Here is a 15,818-nt window from a genome sequence, read left to right on the forward strand (position 1 = left end):
CTCAGATCACTCCCATCGCGCCGACGTACTGGAGCGACCGGTTCACGGACACGCTGGTAGGTTCGGCCTGCGGGTAGTAATTGGTCACGTTCACCACCGTCCGCGACAGAGCGCGCCCGCCGCCGATCCCGTCCGGGACGGTCACCCCGGGCATCGACAGGTCCGGCATGGCCGTCCGGGTCGCGAGCGTGGCCACCTTCTTCAGCGAAGAGACGACAACCCCACGGCTCTTATCAACGCCGATCGACATGCCTTGCATCATGAAGGCTCCGATCTGGGCAAACACCTTCGACGGAGACTTGATGCCGAGCGCGTCCTTGGCGCTCTTGACGATGTTGGCGAAGAAGTTGCGGACGTTGTTGTACAGGCCGCTGGCCAGCGACTGGAGCTTGTTCCAGAAGCCGGATACGACGTCCTGGGCGATGCCCGCCATGGTCGGGCCTATGGACGACATCGCGTTTTTGATCTTGCCTGGCAGGTCGCGGAACCAGCCGACCAGAGTGGTGCCGATCCACTTGCCGATGGCGTTGACCATGTCCGGGATGATCGAATTGCCGACCAGGACGTTGTACATCCACTGGAAGATCGCGACGCCCTTTTCGATCACCGGCTTGATCAGGCCAACGACCTCGGCCACCTTCGCTCCGAACAGAGCGAACCCGACTCCGAGCTTGATCAGCATGGGCAGGATGGGGACCAGGGCAGGCAGCACCTGCTGGATCGCCATGACCGCCAGATCGGTCAAAATCGGAAGAACGGGCAGCACCGCCTCAGCTAGCTTCACAAAGGCAGGAACAAGCCCATTGAGCAGCGAAGGGATCAGATTCAAGATCGGCGGCAGGAGTTGCTGCACGAGCACGCCCGCAATCTGACCGAAGGACGCATAGATCGGCGCCATAATCGGCCCAAGCTGCGACAAAGCTGACGAAACGGATGAAAGGGCAGGTTGCAGGGCATCCGCCAAGGCGCTGATCACTGGGCCGAGCACGGCCGACAGATTGGTCAGCGCGATACCGAGGACCTGGCCTACGATCCCCGCTAATTGCGCTACCGCAGGTAGAAGTGGCGCGAGCGCTGTAAGCGCCGCCGACAGCCCTTGGCCGAGCATTAGCAGTCCCGCCTGCAGCTCAGGCGATGCGAACGCTTGTGCGAGCATGCTCGCGACCATGGTCAGCCCCGGACCAAGAGCGGACAGGGCCGGCCCGAGCGCCGACACCGCAGAGGCGAGCCCAGGACCCAGCGCCGTCGCGATCGAGGCTACGCGCGGCGCGACCAGCGCCAACGCGCCCCCGAGCGCCCGAAAGATCGGCATCAAGGCGCTTCCGACCTGCGACAACGCGCCGAAGATCGCAACCAGCGCCTTCTGACCCTCCGCGCTCGCCAAGAACGCATTGAGCTGATCGAGGAGCTGGCCGACCACGCCCAGCGCCCCGGACCCGCCCGTAGACATCGCCGAGAAGATCGACTTGACGATGCCAATCACGTCACCGCCGACCTGGCCGAGCTGCTTGAATACCTCCAACGCGCCCTGCATCCATCTAAAAGCGCTACCGCTATTAGCGGCGTTAGACAGGAACTCTCCGAACTTCTGGGCCACAGAAGCGATGCCGGGAGCCAGCCCGGACGAGAAACTGGCACCGACCACCGCGATGTCGCGGAAGCCCGCGAGCACCGGCTGGATCGCGGGCTGCACCGCAGCGACGGCCGACCGCAGTGCCCCGAAGATCGTCGAGATCGCCGACACCGTCGCCGACGAGGAGGCAAACCGAGCCGCCTCTGCTCCGGCGAGACCGAACTCTCGCGCGACGCCCTGCATCCCGGATCGGAGCGGCCCGACAACGGCGTCCGCGACGGCGCGGATCTGGCCAGCCAGCGGAGCGAAGAAGGCGTCCTGGACGGCGGACCTCAGCCCGTCGACCGCAGGCTTGACCGAGTGCAGTTCACGCGCGGCAGCCTGCGCCGCAGGTGAGAGCCTCTGCAGGCTCTCCTCGAACTTTTTCGGATCATCGCCCAATGCCTCCTTGAAGGCGTCGTCGACGCCGAGCAATGCGACCTTGAGGGTGGCCATCGCGCCAACGCCCAGCGCTATCGCACCCGGCAGAGCGGCGATGATGCCTCCGGCAGGGGCCAGCGCCGCGGCGAAGCCGACTGCTGTCTGCGCGGCTGCGGCCATCGAGGCCGCCAGGGTGGCCGCCTTGAGCGCTGCGCCAGTGAACTGGACACCCATCGATCCGGCCGACTTGGCGAGCCCGCCCACGTCTATGTCGATCTTCTTGGCGGCGTCGCGCATGAAGGTCATGAACCGGCGGACAGCGGTTGTGCCCCGGTCCTTCACGTCGATCGTCGCGAACAACTCGCCGACATTCAGCGCCACCCGGGTCTCACCTCCTGGGATCTCAGATGACTCGCTTCACTGCCGTCCCTCGCCGGGGTCCAGCGCGCGGGCCAGGCGCGAGTCACACGTCAGCAGCCCGTGCAACCGCGTCCGCAGCCACCGCCATGACCGGGCGCGCAGCACGCCAGGCTCGCCGAGGTCGATGCCGTACACCTCGTGTAGGTCGGGCTCAACGAGCGCCCAGCGCGTCAGGATGTCGTGCCACGAGACGGTGCGGCCTTTCGAGATCGAGAGGCCGTCGTCCGGGTCGTAGTAGTCGTGGAGCCCCGTGATCGGGTCGATTTCACCGCCGCCGCTGCCGCTCGACGTGTCGCCCGGTTCGGGGCCGGTGCTTCCCCCGCGCCACCCGAGGCCCAGATCTTCGCGGCCGCGTCCTTACCGGCCGCGACCCACACCAGCGCGGTCGCGCCGATGTGCTGGACTTTCGGCCACGACACGCCGTCCGCGCGCAGCTCGTCCCACACGGGCCCGAGGATGCGCTGGTACAGGTCGCGCTCCTCGTCATCGTTCAGGACAACCTCGGCCAGCTCGTTGAGCTTGGGGTCGTCCACCGCCTCCCCCTGCTCGGCCTGCAGGCTGGCGTGCATGAGCCGCTGGCACAGTAGACCGACCTCGGCGTCGGGGGCGGGAACGATGTACCACTTCCCGCCGACCGGGAGCCGGAGGTTGTCGTCGAAGAACTCGTCGAGATCTTGGAAGGTGGTCACGGGGTGGTCACCGGGTTCTTGATCTCGACCGGAGCGCCCTGACCCAGCAAGGTGAAGTCGAACGGCTCCAAGTCGGTCACCGAACCGCCCTTGGTGAACTCGGACACGGTGCACACGCCCTCGTAGGCGTCGTTCGCGCCGTCGCGGCGGTACCACCTGACCTTGATGTTCGCGCCGAAGCCGACCTTGCGGGCGGCCTGCCGGATGGCCTCCTGGCCGGGGTCGGCGGTGAACGCCGCAGCCTCGGTCCGCTTGCGGCGGCCCTCTGCCTCGATCTGCCACGTCCGGCCGGTCACGACGGAGGAGCCCCAGCCCTCTTCGTCGTCGAAGTCTGAGTCCTCTTCCGTGTTGTCGTCGGTCGTCTCCTGGAAGCTGGTCAGGCCCTTGACCGGGAGCCAGGTCGGGTTCGCGGGGTCGGCTCCGGTGCCGACGTCGAGCTTCCAGTCCTTAGCGAGCAGGCTTCGCAGCGCCATGATCACTCCTTAAATGGGCATGTCAAAGCGCCAATAGCGGTAGCGCTATTGGCAAGGGTGAGGTCACACGTCGCGGTGCGGCGACGGCCTATGAACCATCAGGTCGAACGAGTCGGCTCGCTCCCAACGACCGCTGGAATCGCGGCCGAGTGGAGCGACCAGTGTCCGGCGCGCGAGCAACACGAGTACGCCTGTCGAGAGCGTCACGTTGGCCAAGCCGTGGATCGCGTCGAACACGCCGTCCGCCAGGTCGTCCACGACCCGCGGGTCCGTCTTGGCCCGGAACCTGGCCTGCATCTGCACGGCCGAGTCCGACTGCTCGACGTCGTCGCCCATCTGGCCCACGCCGTACACCGCGAGCGCAATCGCGGCGTCCGGCTTTGCCGGGAGACCGCCGATCGTGAGCGCCGTCTGGTTGTCGGTGTAGATGCCGTTGGGGTTCCACGTCGCGACGCGGGCCTCGCCGAGCAGGACCGCGAACCCGGTCAGAAGATCACGAGTCCAGGTCACTTGAGCGCCTGCCGGATCTGCTTGGCGATCAGCAGTTTGACCACCTCGCTCTCCTCACGGACCGCGAGTTCCAAGAACTTCGCCGCCCGGCCGGGCTTGTGCTGGTAGTCGAGATTTTCGTGCTGCACCCGGGCGTACGGCGTGTCGTAGGAGACGATGCCGCGCAGGTCGTTCTCATCGACGATGGCCGCGCCCGACCGCTCCAGCGTGCCCTCATCGTGCGGGACGCGCTGATTGGACACCGACAGAACGTGCTCGGTGGCGTGACGGAGGCCGAGTCCGGCCGCGCGCCGGATCTCAGCCGTGACCTCCTCCGCGTTGACCTTGGCGTTGAATCTGGCTCTGGCCATCAGCGGCACACCACCTCAACGTGATCCGGGGTCGGCAGTCCGCCGCCATCGCGGGAGAAGGATGTGATGACGGTGGTCTGCCGCCCGTTGACGGTGACCCTGCTCCCCTCCGGGCAGGTGGTGCCCGGAGGGAAGAACACGGTCGTATCGCTGACGACCTCGGCACCCTGCGCGTCGCGCACCAGGCGCCGCTCATCATCAACGAGGCAGCGGGACTCGACGGCCGGCCCGAACACTGGGCCGTACGCCCCGTCCCCCTGAAAGGGCTCGATGATTGCTTTGTGGCGCAGCAGCCACTCAGGCAGCATCACCACACGCTCCCGTCGAGGATGTAGCCAGGCAGCAGCCCCGCCCGCTGCAAGATCGACGAAGCGTCCGGTGAGTACCGCGGAGGCGGCGCGTCCCCGGAGCCACCGCGATCCAGCCGGACCGAGCCGATCGACACCGACTTGAACGCCGCCGCCACGCCGAACTCATCGCCCACGGCGACTGTCCACGCCACCTGGGCGCACGTCGCCCGCTTCATCGCCTCGACGTCCTCCGGCCGAGTCGGCAGGCCCGCATCGTCGGTCGGGTAGATCGAGGCGAACAGCATCTCGTCGATGCGATCAGACGCACGCTCCAGCCGCCGGTCGATGTCGTCAGGCGCGGCCTGGCCGCTGTATGCCGTGTAGTCGGCAGCGGTTGCGTACGCCATGGCTACACCGGCTGTTCGAGCACGCCGACCGTGAGCCCGGCCGGGGCCGCGTAGTCGATGTACACCTTGCCGTTGGCCTGCCGATACACCGCGCTGAACGGTGGCAGCAACAGGCTGTCGTTGGCCGGGATGGTGACCGGAAGATCCACCACGTCCTGGCCCTCGACCGTGGCGGGGATCTGCACGGTCACCGTCGCGGGCGCGCCGTTGCTGTTCTTGATCAGCAGCATGCGCCTGTCGGTGTGGTCGAAGGCGTTGCCGTCCACCTGCGCCGCGGCCAGGCCGACGCCGAGCGCAACGCCGGTACGCGGCATGGGCCGGACGGCCAGGTCAGTCCTCGCCATCTGGGTCCTCCCCGAATTCCTCGATCAGCGCGGCCTTTGACAGCGACTTGGCGTCGCTCTCGGGCATGCCGCAGGAGACCGCGTACTCGATCCACGCGGCCTTGTTGTCGTGCTCGGATGGGCGGGCCGGCCCGGCCGAAGCCGGACCGGACGTGTCGGCGGGCTCGGGCCCGCCGATGATCCGCCAGTTGTCCAACATGTCCAGGCAGGGGTCTCGCTGTTCGAGCGGGACCACCTGCCCAGTGTTGGAGTTGCGGTAGACGTAGGTCACGCCGCGACCCCGTGGATCAAGACGGCCCTGTTGGGGTCGAGGGTCTTGACGCCGTAGAGGCAGTCCACCGACACGATGTCCTGCTTTTTGGAGATGTCGTAATCCATCACGACTCTGACCCCAAATCCCTTGTAGCTCTCCACAGCGGCGTTGGCAGCGCCCTGCGGGAGAACCAAAGGACGGGTCACCAAGGCGAAGGCGGTCCTGTGAAAAGACACTCCGACCTCGGTGTTCGGCTGGCCAGCGGACGGCGTGCCGGTCGGCGCGTCGATGTTCTGGGTTTGGTAGGCGTCGTGTCCGAAAACCCGCCTACCCAGCGAAGCCTCACGGAGACCGTCCGTGTCGCCCCTGGTGTCCGCCTGATGGAACAGCGGGTCCGACAACCAGAGCGCCTCGATCTCCGGGCCGATCACCAGGTGACGGTCAGCCGAAGGGACGGAGCGCTGGTTAAGCACGCGCCTGGCGTCGATCGCTGTCTTCGGGTCGTCGTACGGGTGGATCACCTTGCCTGTGACGCCCGGGACCACCGCATTCGGCACGCCCACACGCTGCACGATGTCGTTGCGCAGGCTCAGGATGTCCCGGTCGATCTTCTGAGAGATCGCCTCCATCGCCGGAGACAGGAGCTGCGTGCCGAAGTCCTCGATCTCCAAGGTCAACTCCTCCGCCGTCACGCTGAAGCTGACGTCGGCGAAGTGGTTCAGCGTGATCGGCACGCTCCCCTCGGACGCGTTCTGGATCTGGATGCCCCGCGTCCGGTCGAACTCGTTTGCCTGGAACACGGCGGGCTTCCGCACGGAGATCGTGTCACCAACACGAGATACGAACTCCTGCTCGTAATCACGGTGAACCAACTGCGCCATCACACACGTCTCGTAGAGCGTCGCGAGCGCCGCCTTGGCGATGATGGACGGGGTCAGGAAAGTGTTAGCCATTCGGGCCTTTCACCTCTTCAGGAAGCTAATTGCGATACCGCAATTAGCGGCTAGGACGAGGCGCGCTTCGCCTTACGCCTGGCGCGGAACTCGTCGATGGAGGGCTCGGAACTCGGCGCTCGCTCACCAGGCCCGCCGGTGAACTCGCCTCCGCTCCTGGCTGGCGGCCCCGCCTGGGTGGCCGACTTGAACTTCGGGTTGTTCTCCACCGCCGTCTGGATGGTCTCGGCCAGACCGGCGGAGAAGTCGTCGGCGTCCGGGTCCATGTCCCGGACCGCCTTCAGGAACGACCTGCTGTCCAGCAGAGCGTCCGGGTCCGCGCCGACCTTCTGACTGGCGCGGTGCACCGCAAGCTCGATCAGGGCACGGCGGTGCCGCTCGCGCTCCTGGTCGCGCTCCGTCGCCGTGGTGTCCCGCTCGGCCGTCAGGGTCTCGATCACCTTCTGCGGGTCGAGCGGCTTCTCCTCCTCAGACGCCAGACCCAAGGCCTTAGCGATCTGCTGAGCGAAGTCCGTCTTGACCTGCTCGGTGATCTCATCCTGCGACGGCCCCTGCTGGGCGGTCGCGTCATCGGCAGCCTTCTGGGCGTCCTTGAGCTTGGACCGGTAGTCGGCCGCCTCCGTGCGAGTGTCCTTGATGAGCTTCTGCGCCCACGGCGGGAGCTGGTCCACGCGCTTGGCGTCGGGGTTGGCCGCCGTGTCGTCGGCCGCCGGCGGCTCAGGCGGCGTGACCTCGGCCCCAGTCGGAGGGTTCTGCTCCTCCTGCTGCGGCTGGCCTTCGCCGCTGCCATCGGTGGTCGGCACAGTGTTTTCTGGCATGACGAAATCGCCCTCCTGGAGCGTGTCGTCGGAACATGGGAAAGGCCCGCGCCTGGCGAGCCCATGTGGCGCGTCTATGCGCCCGAGCTGGCTTCTTGCTTGGCTGCGGCCTCGTCGCGGCGCTTCGTCTCCTGCTCAAGCCGGGCCAACGCCTGCTCATCGTGGCCGAACTTGCTGGCCAGGTTGGCAAGCTGCCTGTCAGTCAGCTTCTCCAGGTCCGAAGGTGGGGCATCGCCCTTCTCCCGCCCGGTCTTGCGCCGCAGACCCGTCGCCTTTGTCAGGGCCTTGACTTGACGCTGGTAGTCGGCCGTCTTCGCATTGGCCTTCGCGCGAGCGTCGTCGTCAAGCGCAACCGCTGCGCGCCGCTTGTTCTCCCGGACCTTCCGTTCCAGGTAGCGCTGCCGCTGCGAATCGGCGTATGTCGCTTCCGACCGACCCACGGGCGCCGGCCTTGAGACGCCCGGAAGGTAGGCGTTCAGGCTGTGCCCGCAGTTCGGGTGCAGCAGACCCGCCAGCCGGGCTTCCGCGACCGTCCCAGCGACCTGCACGAACACCTGCACGCCCGTGGCCGGGTTCTCTTCCACGCGCGTCCCCGCCGCCCCGGACAGGGCAAGGACCTCGCCCTCCCAGCGGGAGCACCGGTCACACGTGTGCGGCAGTCGCGACACGCTGACCAGGTTGATTCCAGCATCGCGCAGCGTGGACAGGTGCCCGTCCACCGCCGCCCGAGCGACAGCCGTCCGCATGGCCATCTCGACGTAGATGGCCATGCTCCAGGTCCGGGGCGGATCGGCCGAATCGGTGAACCCCTTGATGCCTTCCGCCGTTAACCGGTCGAGCGCTCGCTGCGCAGACTCCCTCCGGGTCTCCGCGCCGATCAGCGCTCGGCTGGCCGTCTCGGCAATGACGTTGCGGTAGATGCCTTCCACCGCGCGCAATGCGCCCTCATGCACCGAATCGACCACGCGGATGGTCTGCGCGGCCAGCTCGGCAACGCCCTGGCCAGCGTTGATGCCCCGACTCGCGCCGAGGTTCTTCGCGTCCTGCAGCACCCGCTCCAGCCGCTTCCGGACCTTCCGATCGTGGACCTGCAGCACAGCACCGCGCACCGCAGCGTCCATGCCTCCGGCCCACGTGTCCAGCACCGCCGCCTGCGCGGCCGCCTTCGACGCGGCCTGCAGACGACGGACGATGGACTCGGCTTCCTTGCGGAGCTGGGTCACCTCAGCGAGCCGCTTGTCCGCCCAGACGTTGCCGTCGTCGTTGTCGAGGTCCTTGCCGACCCGCGCGGCGATGCGTTCCAGCAGTGCCATCTCCGCGTCGGCGTACATGGCGGCGACCTTCCGCGCCTGCTCCAGACCCTCCTCGATCGCGGCGGCTGGAGTGATCGCCATCAGTCGTCGCCGGTCGCGTCAGGAATCCACGTCTCGCCCAGCGTGGTCGGGTCCGGGACGTTCAGCCCGAGCTCGTCGCGAAGCTTCTCCTTCTCAGCCTGGATCTGCACGTCGTCCCAGTCGGGATGCACCCATCGGACCTTGGTGTCCAAGGAGACGGCCTGGGCTCGGTTCAGCATGTCCAAGGTGCGGCCCATCGACTCCGGGTCCGGCATGACCCCGTCCGGCCACTCCACGGTCGCCCGCTCGGCCACGACCTTCGTCCCGAACACCGCATGATCGACGGCCAGCATCGCCTCCGACAGCCAGGCCAAACGCGGCGTCCAATACCCGATCTTCCGGCCACGTGTGCTGTACGACCGGTGCTTCTGCATGTGGATCTCGGTCGCCGTCCGGGCTTGCCCTTCACCGCCCTCACCGAAGCTCTGCACGCTGTACCCAGCGCCGCGAACGATCTGCTCCACCAGATGCTTCGACGTCTCCGAGTGCTCCTCCACCCTGATGGAGAACTGGCTGAGGGTGATCATGCCGCCCGGGTTCTGCGGCGACGGCAGCATGCCACCCAGGGGACTGTAGATCTCCCGATCCGGATCCCAGGACGCGGCCTGGCCACGGCCTGCCGTCGTCAGATAGATCTCCGGCACGATGATCCTTGCCTTACCGAGCCGCAGGTCACGCATCCAGCTCGTCCACGTCTCGTCCAAGGCGTCCATGAGCGGTTCGACGCCCGCATAGTCCGAGCGGCCGATCGCCGTACCCCGAATCATGCGGTGCGGCCGCATGTTCGGGATGTACTCGACCAGCAGGCCACGCTCGTACCCGCTATCGAATCCGCCGTCCTCGTCGACCAGCGGCGCGAACTCGGCGGTGGCCGGGTGCTCCTCCAGCGGCATCTGCTTCCCCAGGTGGTCCTCGTCGCCCAGGTACAAGCCGTGGTAGATGCGGCCTTTCTCGTGCTTCTCCAGGTGGCGCCACACCTCGCCCGACCGGTCGTCCTCGTACACCACCCGCCAGAACGTCACCGCCGTCAACCGGCCGTTGTGGAACTCTGGCACGCCGGCGTCCGGAGGCAGCGCGTCCACGACCGGATGGTCAGCCGTCGTCGTGTCCCAGCCCACCCTGAGGTAGACGCCCCCGTACGCGGCGGCCAGCTCGGCGGCCTCCAGCAGGCTGCCGTACACGCCAGCCTCGTGCAGTACCGAGTCGAGCCGCTGCTGCCCCTTCTTGCCCTTCAGCTTTAGCGTTGGCGGCTCACTGAACAGTAGATCGGCCGAGGTGGCGGCGATGTCGGCGGCGAGCGGGATGTGCAACTTCGTCGCGCGCGCCTGCGCGGCCGGAGTGGGCGTCCCCCAGAAGTACCGGGCCATCCGGCCGAGATAGCCGCCCGCGCGGGTGATCGGTCGGTCCCAGCCCTTCGGGTCCATACCCATCCTGGGAGTTGCTTGGTTGCCGCCGTACACCTGCGCCAGCTTGTCCGGGTCACCGGCGTACCAGGCGCCGTGGGTGTCGTAGAGCCGCATCTCCTGTTGGATCGCTGGCGGCGGCCACTCCTGATTACGCTCGGGAAGCGGCATCAGCCACCCTCCTCATGTCTTCTCGATCTCCGACAGGGTGACGGCCAGTTGCGTCCAGCCCTCGGCGATAGAGACCTTGGCCTCGACCATCGCCGGGTTGGGCTCGCAGTCAGCGCGCTCCCGGACTGCCGCAGCATGGGTCGCGGCTTGTCGCCAGGTGATCGTCTGCTGTGTCATCCGGCCGTCACCGGCCAGTGCCAGGTGCCAGGTTCCGTGCCGAGCGCGACGTTGTACTCGTGGAAGCCGCCGAGCTGGCCAGGCGTGAACACCCACAGGTGGACGTGGCGGTTGCTGTCCAGCGGGGGCACCGCGCCGATCTTGACGCCTTCCGGATCCAGCGTCTTCGTGTCCGCCGTGACGATCGCGGCGCGCAGAGCGAAGAGGCCCTGCTTGCCGCGGTAGCGGACGATGTCGCCGGTGGCTGGGTTGCGAAGCATGGGGTCTCCTCAGATGACAGGGACAAGCCCGCCGGGAAGGACTGGCTTTTCGACAAGAGCGGACACCCGGACCCACGCCCGGTAGGTGCCTTCGGGCAGCGCAACCGCGCCATCACCACCCGGGCCGACGAGGATCTTCGCGTCGGCCCCGGCGGCGCTGTGGTTGTCCCACGTCGCGTCGTGCCAGTCCGTCTCGGTCGGCTCGCCGGCCTCGTTGGTGAAGGCGACTTCGACGCCCTCGCCACCGGACGGGCCCTTGACGGGGATGTACAGAAACTCCCGGCTAAGGGAGGAAATTGGTTCCATGGGGCGGTCCTCCCTACGTTCGCGGCGATCCTGCGCCCCAGTCGCGGCGCGGTTCACCAGCGGAGTACCTGCGGTACGGGGAACCCGCCGACCAGCGGCGGTAGAGCGGGCCAAGCCCAGTGATGTCCCGGCCCAGGCTTGTCACCGTGGCCGTCTCGACCAGGACCGCCGAGTCCGTCGCGGACCGCGGCGCCTCAACCACGGCCTGGTCGTCGATGACCGCGCTGTCGCTGACCGTGATGGCCGCCTCACCCTGAACCGACTCGACGAGCGTTGCGCTGTCGGCCGACGCCAGGCCCACCGCGACCGACTCGACGAGCTGCGCGGAATCGCTGGCCTGCTTGAGGACAGCCACGTCCGCGACCTCTGTCAGCGCGCCGCTGTCCCCGGCCGTCGTCTCCACCGTCAGCGCGGCGACCTCGCTCAGCGCTGCGTGGTCGCTGGATATCGGACCGATCGTTTCGGCGATGGCCACCGATTCGGCCAGCGTGCCGCTGTCGCCAGTCGCCACCTGAACGTCAACCTGGGCGATTTCAGCGAAGACCGCTTGGTCCGCGCCCGACCAGCCAACCATCAGCATCGACGTCTCGACGAGCGACGATTGATCGACGCCAGCCGACTCAGCGGCGATGGCTGCGACTTCCGCCAGCGTGGCCGTGTCCCACGAGGTGATGTCGGCCGTGGCCGCTGCCGCCTCGGTCACGGTTCCAGTGTCGCTGGCCGCCTTGGGGATGCCATCCGGCAGGACGGTGACCGCGGACGACTCAGCCACGGCCGCCGTGTCGGACGCCGACTTGGTTTCCTGCGGAGGCCCGGTGACTACCGGGGCGATGGCCATGGTGTAGCCGGCCCGCCACTCCACCGTGTTGGCCGAGGCGACGAAAGCTGCGGGAGCAGTTGCCGCGTTGGACTGCAAGGCGCGGGCCGCCGCCGCCAGGACGGTGTAGGTCCGCGACTGGATGCGGTTCAGCGGGGTGAGCCCGTCCGGCGTGGTGAAGGTCATGGCGCTGCCGGTCGAGTAGGCCGCAACCAGCCGTAGCTCCACGTCGCTACCCGACGATGGGGTGATGCCCGGCGTGGTGATGTTCTGGCCGGTCCCCGCCGTCGACCGCACGATTTGCGGGGCCGCCGTCAGCGACGCGTCCTTGACCGCGACGATCAGGCAGACACCATCTGAGCCGCCGCCCTGCTTGAACGTGTACATGCCGGGCTCGGCGGATCCAGCGCGTTTCCACCAGACTCGGATCGCCTGGATGACGCCGAGTTCGCTCAACGCGTCCAAGGAATCCAGCGGCTCCCAGGTGGTGCCACCGGTCGGGGCCGTCATAGGGGCCGTGGACCCGCGGTCCGCCGCCTGGATCCCGATCAGCACGTCGGCGGCGGCGACACCGGCAGGCGCGTTGATGGTGTAGCTCGCGGAGCCGGATGTCGCCGTGGAGGTCGACCGGATCGACGGCGGCGTGTTGGTGGACTGCGGCTCCCCCACCCACCGAGCCTCGACCAGGCGCCCGCTGTCGCTACTGGCCTTGGCGATCTCCGGCACCTGGGCGATATTGGCCGTCTCGACCAGCGTGCCCGTGTCGGCGGAGCTCTTGGGAGTTCCCGTGTCGGGGACGGTGAACGTGATCTGGTCCACCCATGCCGCGTCCAGTCCGCTGCTGACGTCCGGGTCCTTGTCGTAGCGGAACATCACCAGAGACTTACCGGTCACGTTGAACGTGGCCGGGGTCCAACCGATCTCGCCCGATTGAGTGAGCACTTCCACGCCGTCGATCAGGACGTGGAACTCGTCGTAGGTGGCCTCAGACGACACCCGGTAGTAGAAAGTCAGGCTCGTGGCCCCGGTCGGGACGGTGACCACGGCCTCCGTTGCCCCGTCATCGTCGATATCGGCGCTTTTCAGCGACGATGTGCCGACGGCAGCGAAATCGGAAGCCCGCGCCCAGTTCCCCGTGATGGTGAGATTGAGGGTTGCGTCCTCGAAATCCTCCAGGATGGTCGCCACGACGCGGCCCCCTCCGTGTCAGGCAGTCACGTTGTGGCTCAGACCAGGGAGAGCTGCACCGTGAAGACCCAGCTCGCCGCGCTGGTCTTCGTGCCGAGCGCCTCCACCTTCCGGTTGAGCATCCGGCCGCCGGACGCGGCGTTGAAGATGCCCCATTCGCCCCATACGAAGTTCGCCTCCGAGGTCGAGAACGTCGCTCGGAACGTCAGCGGCGTGGCGCCAGCGCCAGTGCCGTCCGTGTGCAGCGGGTAGGTCGCGTCCATGCCCTTGCGGATCTTGTTTGTGCCCTGCAGGTCGGTCTGCACGGCGTCCGCCGCGGCGGTGCCGTCGCCAACACCAATCCGGGCGTTCGTCGCGTCGAACGCCGCGACGGCGCTTCCGCCGATGAGGCGGTGCCACAACGCGCCCACCCCGCCGTACATGACCAGATTCCCCTCACGCTCGATCACCTCGAACGGCTTCGCGGCCGGGCCGGTCTCGTCGCCGTGGAACTTCTCCAGCTTCCATTGGCAGCGCCACCGCGCGGTGTCGTGACGGCCCACGCCAGCCGCCAGTTGGCTTCCCTCGGTCAGTCGCGCGGTATCCCGCATCGTGCCCTCCCACGGACATGAAGAAGGGCCACCCGATGCGGATGGCCCTGACGATCAGTCGTGAATTGCTCAGCGTGGCGGTGACGCGGCCCCGGCCGCGCAAGCCCCTCAACTGCGAGGCCAGGGCCGCGTCACGTGCTCGACGCACGCGGGTGGACGCGCGGAGCGGCGCACCCCTCAGTCCGCCACAGAACGGGGGTGCGCGATCATGGGGTCAGTAGACCGGCTGCAGCATCGGCAGCCAGGCTGCTTGCGTGGTGTGCAGCCCGTACCGGGCGGCGTCCAACGCGTGGTCGTCCAGTTTCACCGGAACGTCATCGCCCTTCTCAGCCCGCTTGTCGTCCCACGCGTAGCTGCCGACCTCGTCGAGGAACCCCGACACCGAGCGGTGCACCCTCAAGTGGTCAGCGCCGAGCAGATTGCTGACGGTGCGGATGCCGTCGTTGACGGAGTTGTCACCCATCGTCGGGGTGAAGCCGTCGCGCTGGAGTTGCGTAATGAAGCTCGCGGCGGACGGGTCCACCACCACCCACTGCGGCCGCACCCCCTGGGTGCCGGGGCCGTAGGTATCGGGCAGGTTGTCCAGCCACGTCCCGAGCTTCTGGCTGTACTCGGCGTCGGTGAGCTGCCGCCGCTGAGCTCGGGAGTCCCACCGGAACTCGCTGGCGAGGTAGATGCGCCGCTGGCCGGCGTCATCCGGGGTGGACACGCCGATGAGGATGGCGTCGAAAGGATTGACCGTGCCATAGTCCACGCCCAGGGCCAGCCACCGCTCCATGGGCGGCAACACATCAACGACGTGCCGGTCCGGGTCGAACATGTCGTAAATCGCACCCTCGGCCATGACCCACTGGCCCAAGATGAACCTCTTGAACCACAACCCGGTGTACTCCGCCTTGAGCGCCTTGACGTACGCCGGGTCCAACGCGGTGTTGTCGTCCAACCTGAAATGCCAATGCCGCAGGTCAAGCTCGTACTTCCGGTCGAGGAACTGCCGCTTTAGCCAGTGGTTAGGCGCGTCGGGGTTCGTGGTGCCGAACAGCTTGGCGTTCTTGACGCTGAGCCGGGCCAGGAGTTGGTCCCAAAACTCGCGCTCAATCAGCGTGATCTCATCGACATACGCCCCGGCGCACGTCATGCCCCTCAACCTGTTCTCCGATCGGGCGTCGTTCGACGAGATGATCTCAACGCGTCGCCCGAGGATGTTGGCGGTCGGCGCACCTCTCGTGTAGATGATCCGCCGCGCGATCGGCCCGGTGATGGCGGGGTCCTGGAGCACGTCAAAGACGTTTCTGGCGATCGTGTCGCTCGTTTTGCCGACGATCACCAGCGAACCGCCACGAGGCGCGTTGGCGACGTACATGACCCACCGCAGCAGCGAAGCGATCGTCTTGCCCGAGCGGATCGCGCCCGACCAGATGTTCAGGCGCGCCGTGGACTCGCCGATCGACCTCAACTGCTTGGGAGACAGGTCCAGCGGCGTCGGCGCCGGCGTACTCACAGATCGTCCCCCGACTCGATCTCGCCGATCACCTCGGCCTCGAGGATGCTGTCCGTGTCAGGGTCGGGAAGGGCGTGCCGCTGCTGGATCTGGATCAGCAGGTTGCCCAGCAGCGACGCCATGTCGCCGTCCGCGACACCGTTACGGTTGATCAGGTCCAGGCCCAGCAGGCTCGCCCGCCTGTTGATGCACTTCAGCGCGGTCTCGGCGGCATTGACCTCGCCCTTCAAGACCTTCGGCCACAACGACGCCATGACGCGGTCAAGCCGGTCGATCTCCAGCTTGAGAAGCTGCTCGCTGGCCATCTGCTCCTGCTTGGCGGCCTTCTGCAGCGCCCGGTCGATGTCCTTGCTGACGGAGGCCGCGCCCGAGTAGCCCAGCCGGTCGGCGATGACCGTAGGCGACACTCCGGCGATCCTCATCTGCACGGCCTGGTAGCGACGCTGGGAGATCTCGACCTGGCGGGCCTTGCTGACGACCATGAGGGGAACTCCTGATCTATTACGCTTTC

At 67.3% G+C, this 15,818-nt stretch carries 21 protein-coding genes; all 21 read right to left on the reverse strand.

The genetic code is table 11. The features are described from left to right. Position 1: 1 nt before the first annotated feature. On the reverse strand, positions 2-2,374 hold the full coding sequence (locus KLK06_RS53875) for a hypothetical protein (RefSeq protein ID WP_214643657.1): 2,373 nt from the start codon (positions 2,372-2,374) through the stop codon (positions 2-4). A 36-nt stretch (positions 2,375-2,410) separates the two neighbouring features. Continuing rightward, positions 2,411-2,548 carry a hypothetical protein gene (locus tag KLK06_RS53880; RefSeq protein WP_214643658.1) on the reverse strand — a complete coding sequence of 46 codons (138 nt, stop codon included), beginning with the start codon at positions 2,546-2,548 and terminating at the stop codon, positions 2,411-2,413. Between the two features lie 35 nt (positions 2,549-2,583). Beyond that, positions 2,584-3,102: a hypothetical protein gene (locus tag KLK06_RS53885; protein ID WP_214643659.1), complete on the reverse strand. Its 519-nt coding sequence runs from the start codon at positions 3,100-3,102 to the stop codon at positions 2,584-2,586. Next, positions 3,099-3,575, reverse strand: coding sequence for a phage tail tube protein (locus KLK06_RS53890; protein ID WP_214643660.1), 477 nt, complete (start codon positions 3,573-3,575; stop codon positions 3,099-3,101). The genes KLK06_RS53885 and KLK06_RS53890 overlap by 4 nt, the downstream gene beginning before the upstream one ends. A 63-nt stretch (positions 3,576-3,638) precedes the next feature. Next, positions 3,639-4,085 carry a minor capsid protein gene (locus KLK06_RS53895; protein WP_214643661.1) on the reverse strand — a complete coding sequence of 149 codons (447 nt, stop codon included), beginning with the start codon at positions 4,083-4,085 and terminating at the stop codon, positions 3,639-3,641. After that, the gene (locus KLK06_RS53900) at positions 4,082-4,435 is read right to left on the reverse strand and encodes a minor capsid protein (protein WP_214643662.1); all 354 of its coding nucleotides are present in this window, start codon (positions 4,433-4,435) and stop codon (positions 4,082-4,084) included. The genes KLK06_RS53895 and KLK06_RS53900 overlap by 4 nt, the downstream gene beginning before the upstream one ends. Beyond that, the gene (locus KLK06_RS53905) at positions 4,435-4,746 is read right to left on the reverse strand and encodes a hypothetical protein (RefSeq protein ID WP_214643663.1); all 312 of its coding nucleotides are present in this window, start codon (positions 4,744-4,746) and stop codon (positions 4,435-4,437) included. Before KLK06_RS53905 ends, KLK06_RS53900 begins: the two co-directional genes overlap by 1 nt. After that, positions 4,743-5,132, reverse strand: a complete 390-nt coding sequence (locus KLK06_RS53910; RefSeq protein WP_214643664.1) for a hypothetical protein — start codon at positions 5,130-5,132, stop codon at positions 4,743-4,745. The genes KLK06_RS53905 and KLK06_RS53910 overlap by 4 nt, the downstream gene beginning before the upstream one ends. Positions 5,133-5,134: 2 nt before the next feature. Further along, positions 5,135-5,476, reverse strand: a complete 342-nt coding sequence (locus KLK06_RS53915) for a hypothetical protein (protein ID WP_214643665.1) — start codon at positions 5,474-5,476, stop codon at positions 5,135-5,137. Continuing rightward, positions 5,463-5,747: a hypothetical protein gene (locus KLK06_RS53920; RefSeq protein WP_214643666.1), complete on the reverse strand. Its 285-nt coding sequence runs from the start codon at positions 5,745-5,747 to the stop codon at positions 5,463-5,465. Before KLK06_RS53920 ends, KLK06_RS53915 begins: the two co-directional genes overlap by 14 nt. Continuing rightward, positions 5,744-6,682 carry a P22 phage major capsid protein family protein gene (locus tag KLK06_RS53925; protein WP_214643667.1) on the reverse strand — a complete coding sequence of 313 codons (939 nt, stop codon included), beginning with the start codon at positions 6,680-6,682 and terminating at the stop codon, positions 5,744-5,746. Before KLK06_RS53925 ends, KLK06_RS53920 begins: the two co-directional genes overlap by 4 nt. A gap of 50 nt (positions 6,683-6,732) precedes the next feature. After that, the gene (locus tag KLK06_RS53930; RefSeq protein WP_214643668.1) at positions 6,733-7,500 is read right to left on the reverse strand and encodes a hypothetical protein; all 768 of its coding nucleotides are present in this window, start codon (positions 7,498-7,500) and stop codon (positions 6,733-6,735) included. Between the two features lie 74 nt (positions 7,501-7,574). Then, positions 7,575-8,894 carry a phage minor capsid protein gene (locus KLK06_RS53935; protein ID WP_214643669.1) on the reverse strand — a complete coding sequence of 440 codons (1,320 nt, stop codon included), beginning with the start codon at positions 8,892-8,894 and terminating at the stop codon, positions 7,575-7,577. Next, positions 8,894-10,468 (reverse strand): phage portal protein, encoded by a 1,575-nt coding sequence (locus KLK06_RS53940; RefSeq protein ID WP_214643670.1) that lies wholly within the window; start codon positions 10,466-10,468, stop codon positions 8,894-8,896. Before KLK06_RS53940 ends, KLK06_RS53935 begins: the two co-directional genes overlap by 1 nt. 12 nt (positions 10,469-10,480) lie before the next feature. Next, entirely contained in the window at positions 10,481-10,645 is a 165-nt protein-coding gene (locus KLK06_RS53945; protein WP_214643671.1) for a hypothetical protein, read from the reverse strand. Beyond that, positions 10,642-10,905, reverse strand: a complete 264-nt coding sequence (locus KLK06_RS53950; RefSeq protein ID WP_214643672.1) for a hypothetical protein — start codon at positions 10,903-10,905, stop codon at positions 10,642-10,644. The genes KLK06_RS53945 and KLK06_RS53950 overlap by 4 nt, the downstream gene beginning before the upstream one ends. 9 nt (positions 10,906-10,914) lie before the next feature. After that, on the reverse strand, positions 10,915-11,211 hold the full coding sequence (locus KLK06_RS53955; protein ID WP_214643673.1) for a hypothetical protein: 297 nt from the start codon (positions 11,209-11,211) through the stop codon (positions 10,915-10,917). A 13-nt stretch (positions 11,212-11,224) separates the two neighbouring features. Then, positions 11,225-13,216 carry a hypothetical protein gene (locus KLK06_RS53960; protein WP_214643674.1) on the reverse strand — a complete coding sequence of 664 codons (1,992 nt, stop codon included), beginning with the start codon at positions 13,214-13,216 and terminating at the stop codon, positions 11,225-11,227. A 38-nt stretch (positions 13,217-13,254) separates the two neighbouring features. Next, positions 13,255-13,806, reverse strand: a complete 552-nt coding sequence (locus KLK06_RS53965) for a hypothetical protein (protein ID WP_214643675.1) — start codon at positions 13,804-13,806, stop codon at positions 13,255-13,257. A gap of 214 nt (positions 13,807-14,020) precedes the next feature. Continuing rightward, on the reverse strand, positions 14,021-15,307 hold the full coding sequence (locus KLK06_RS53970) for a PBSX family phage terminase large subunit (RefSeq protein WP_214643676.1): 1,287 nt from the start codon (positions 15,305-15,307) through the stop codon (positions 14,021-14,023). Continuing rightward, on the reverse strand, positions 15,304-15,789 hold the full coding sequence (locus KLK06_RS53975; RefSeq protein ID WP_214643677.1) for a hypothetical protein: 486 nt from the start codon (positions 15,787-15,789) through the stop codon (positions 15,304-15,306). The genes KLK06_RS53970 and KLK06_RS53975 overlap by 4 nt, the downstream gene beginning before the upstream one ends. Positions 15,790-15,818 lie beyond the last annotated feature (29 nt).

The sequence above is a fragment of the Nonomuraea sp. NEAU-A123 genome (assembly GCF_018603905.1).
Taxonomy (GTDB): Bacteria; Actinomycetota; Actinomycetes; order Streptosporangiales; family Streptosporangiaceae; genus Nonomuraea.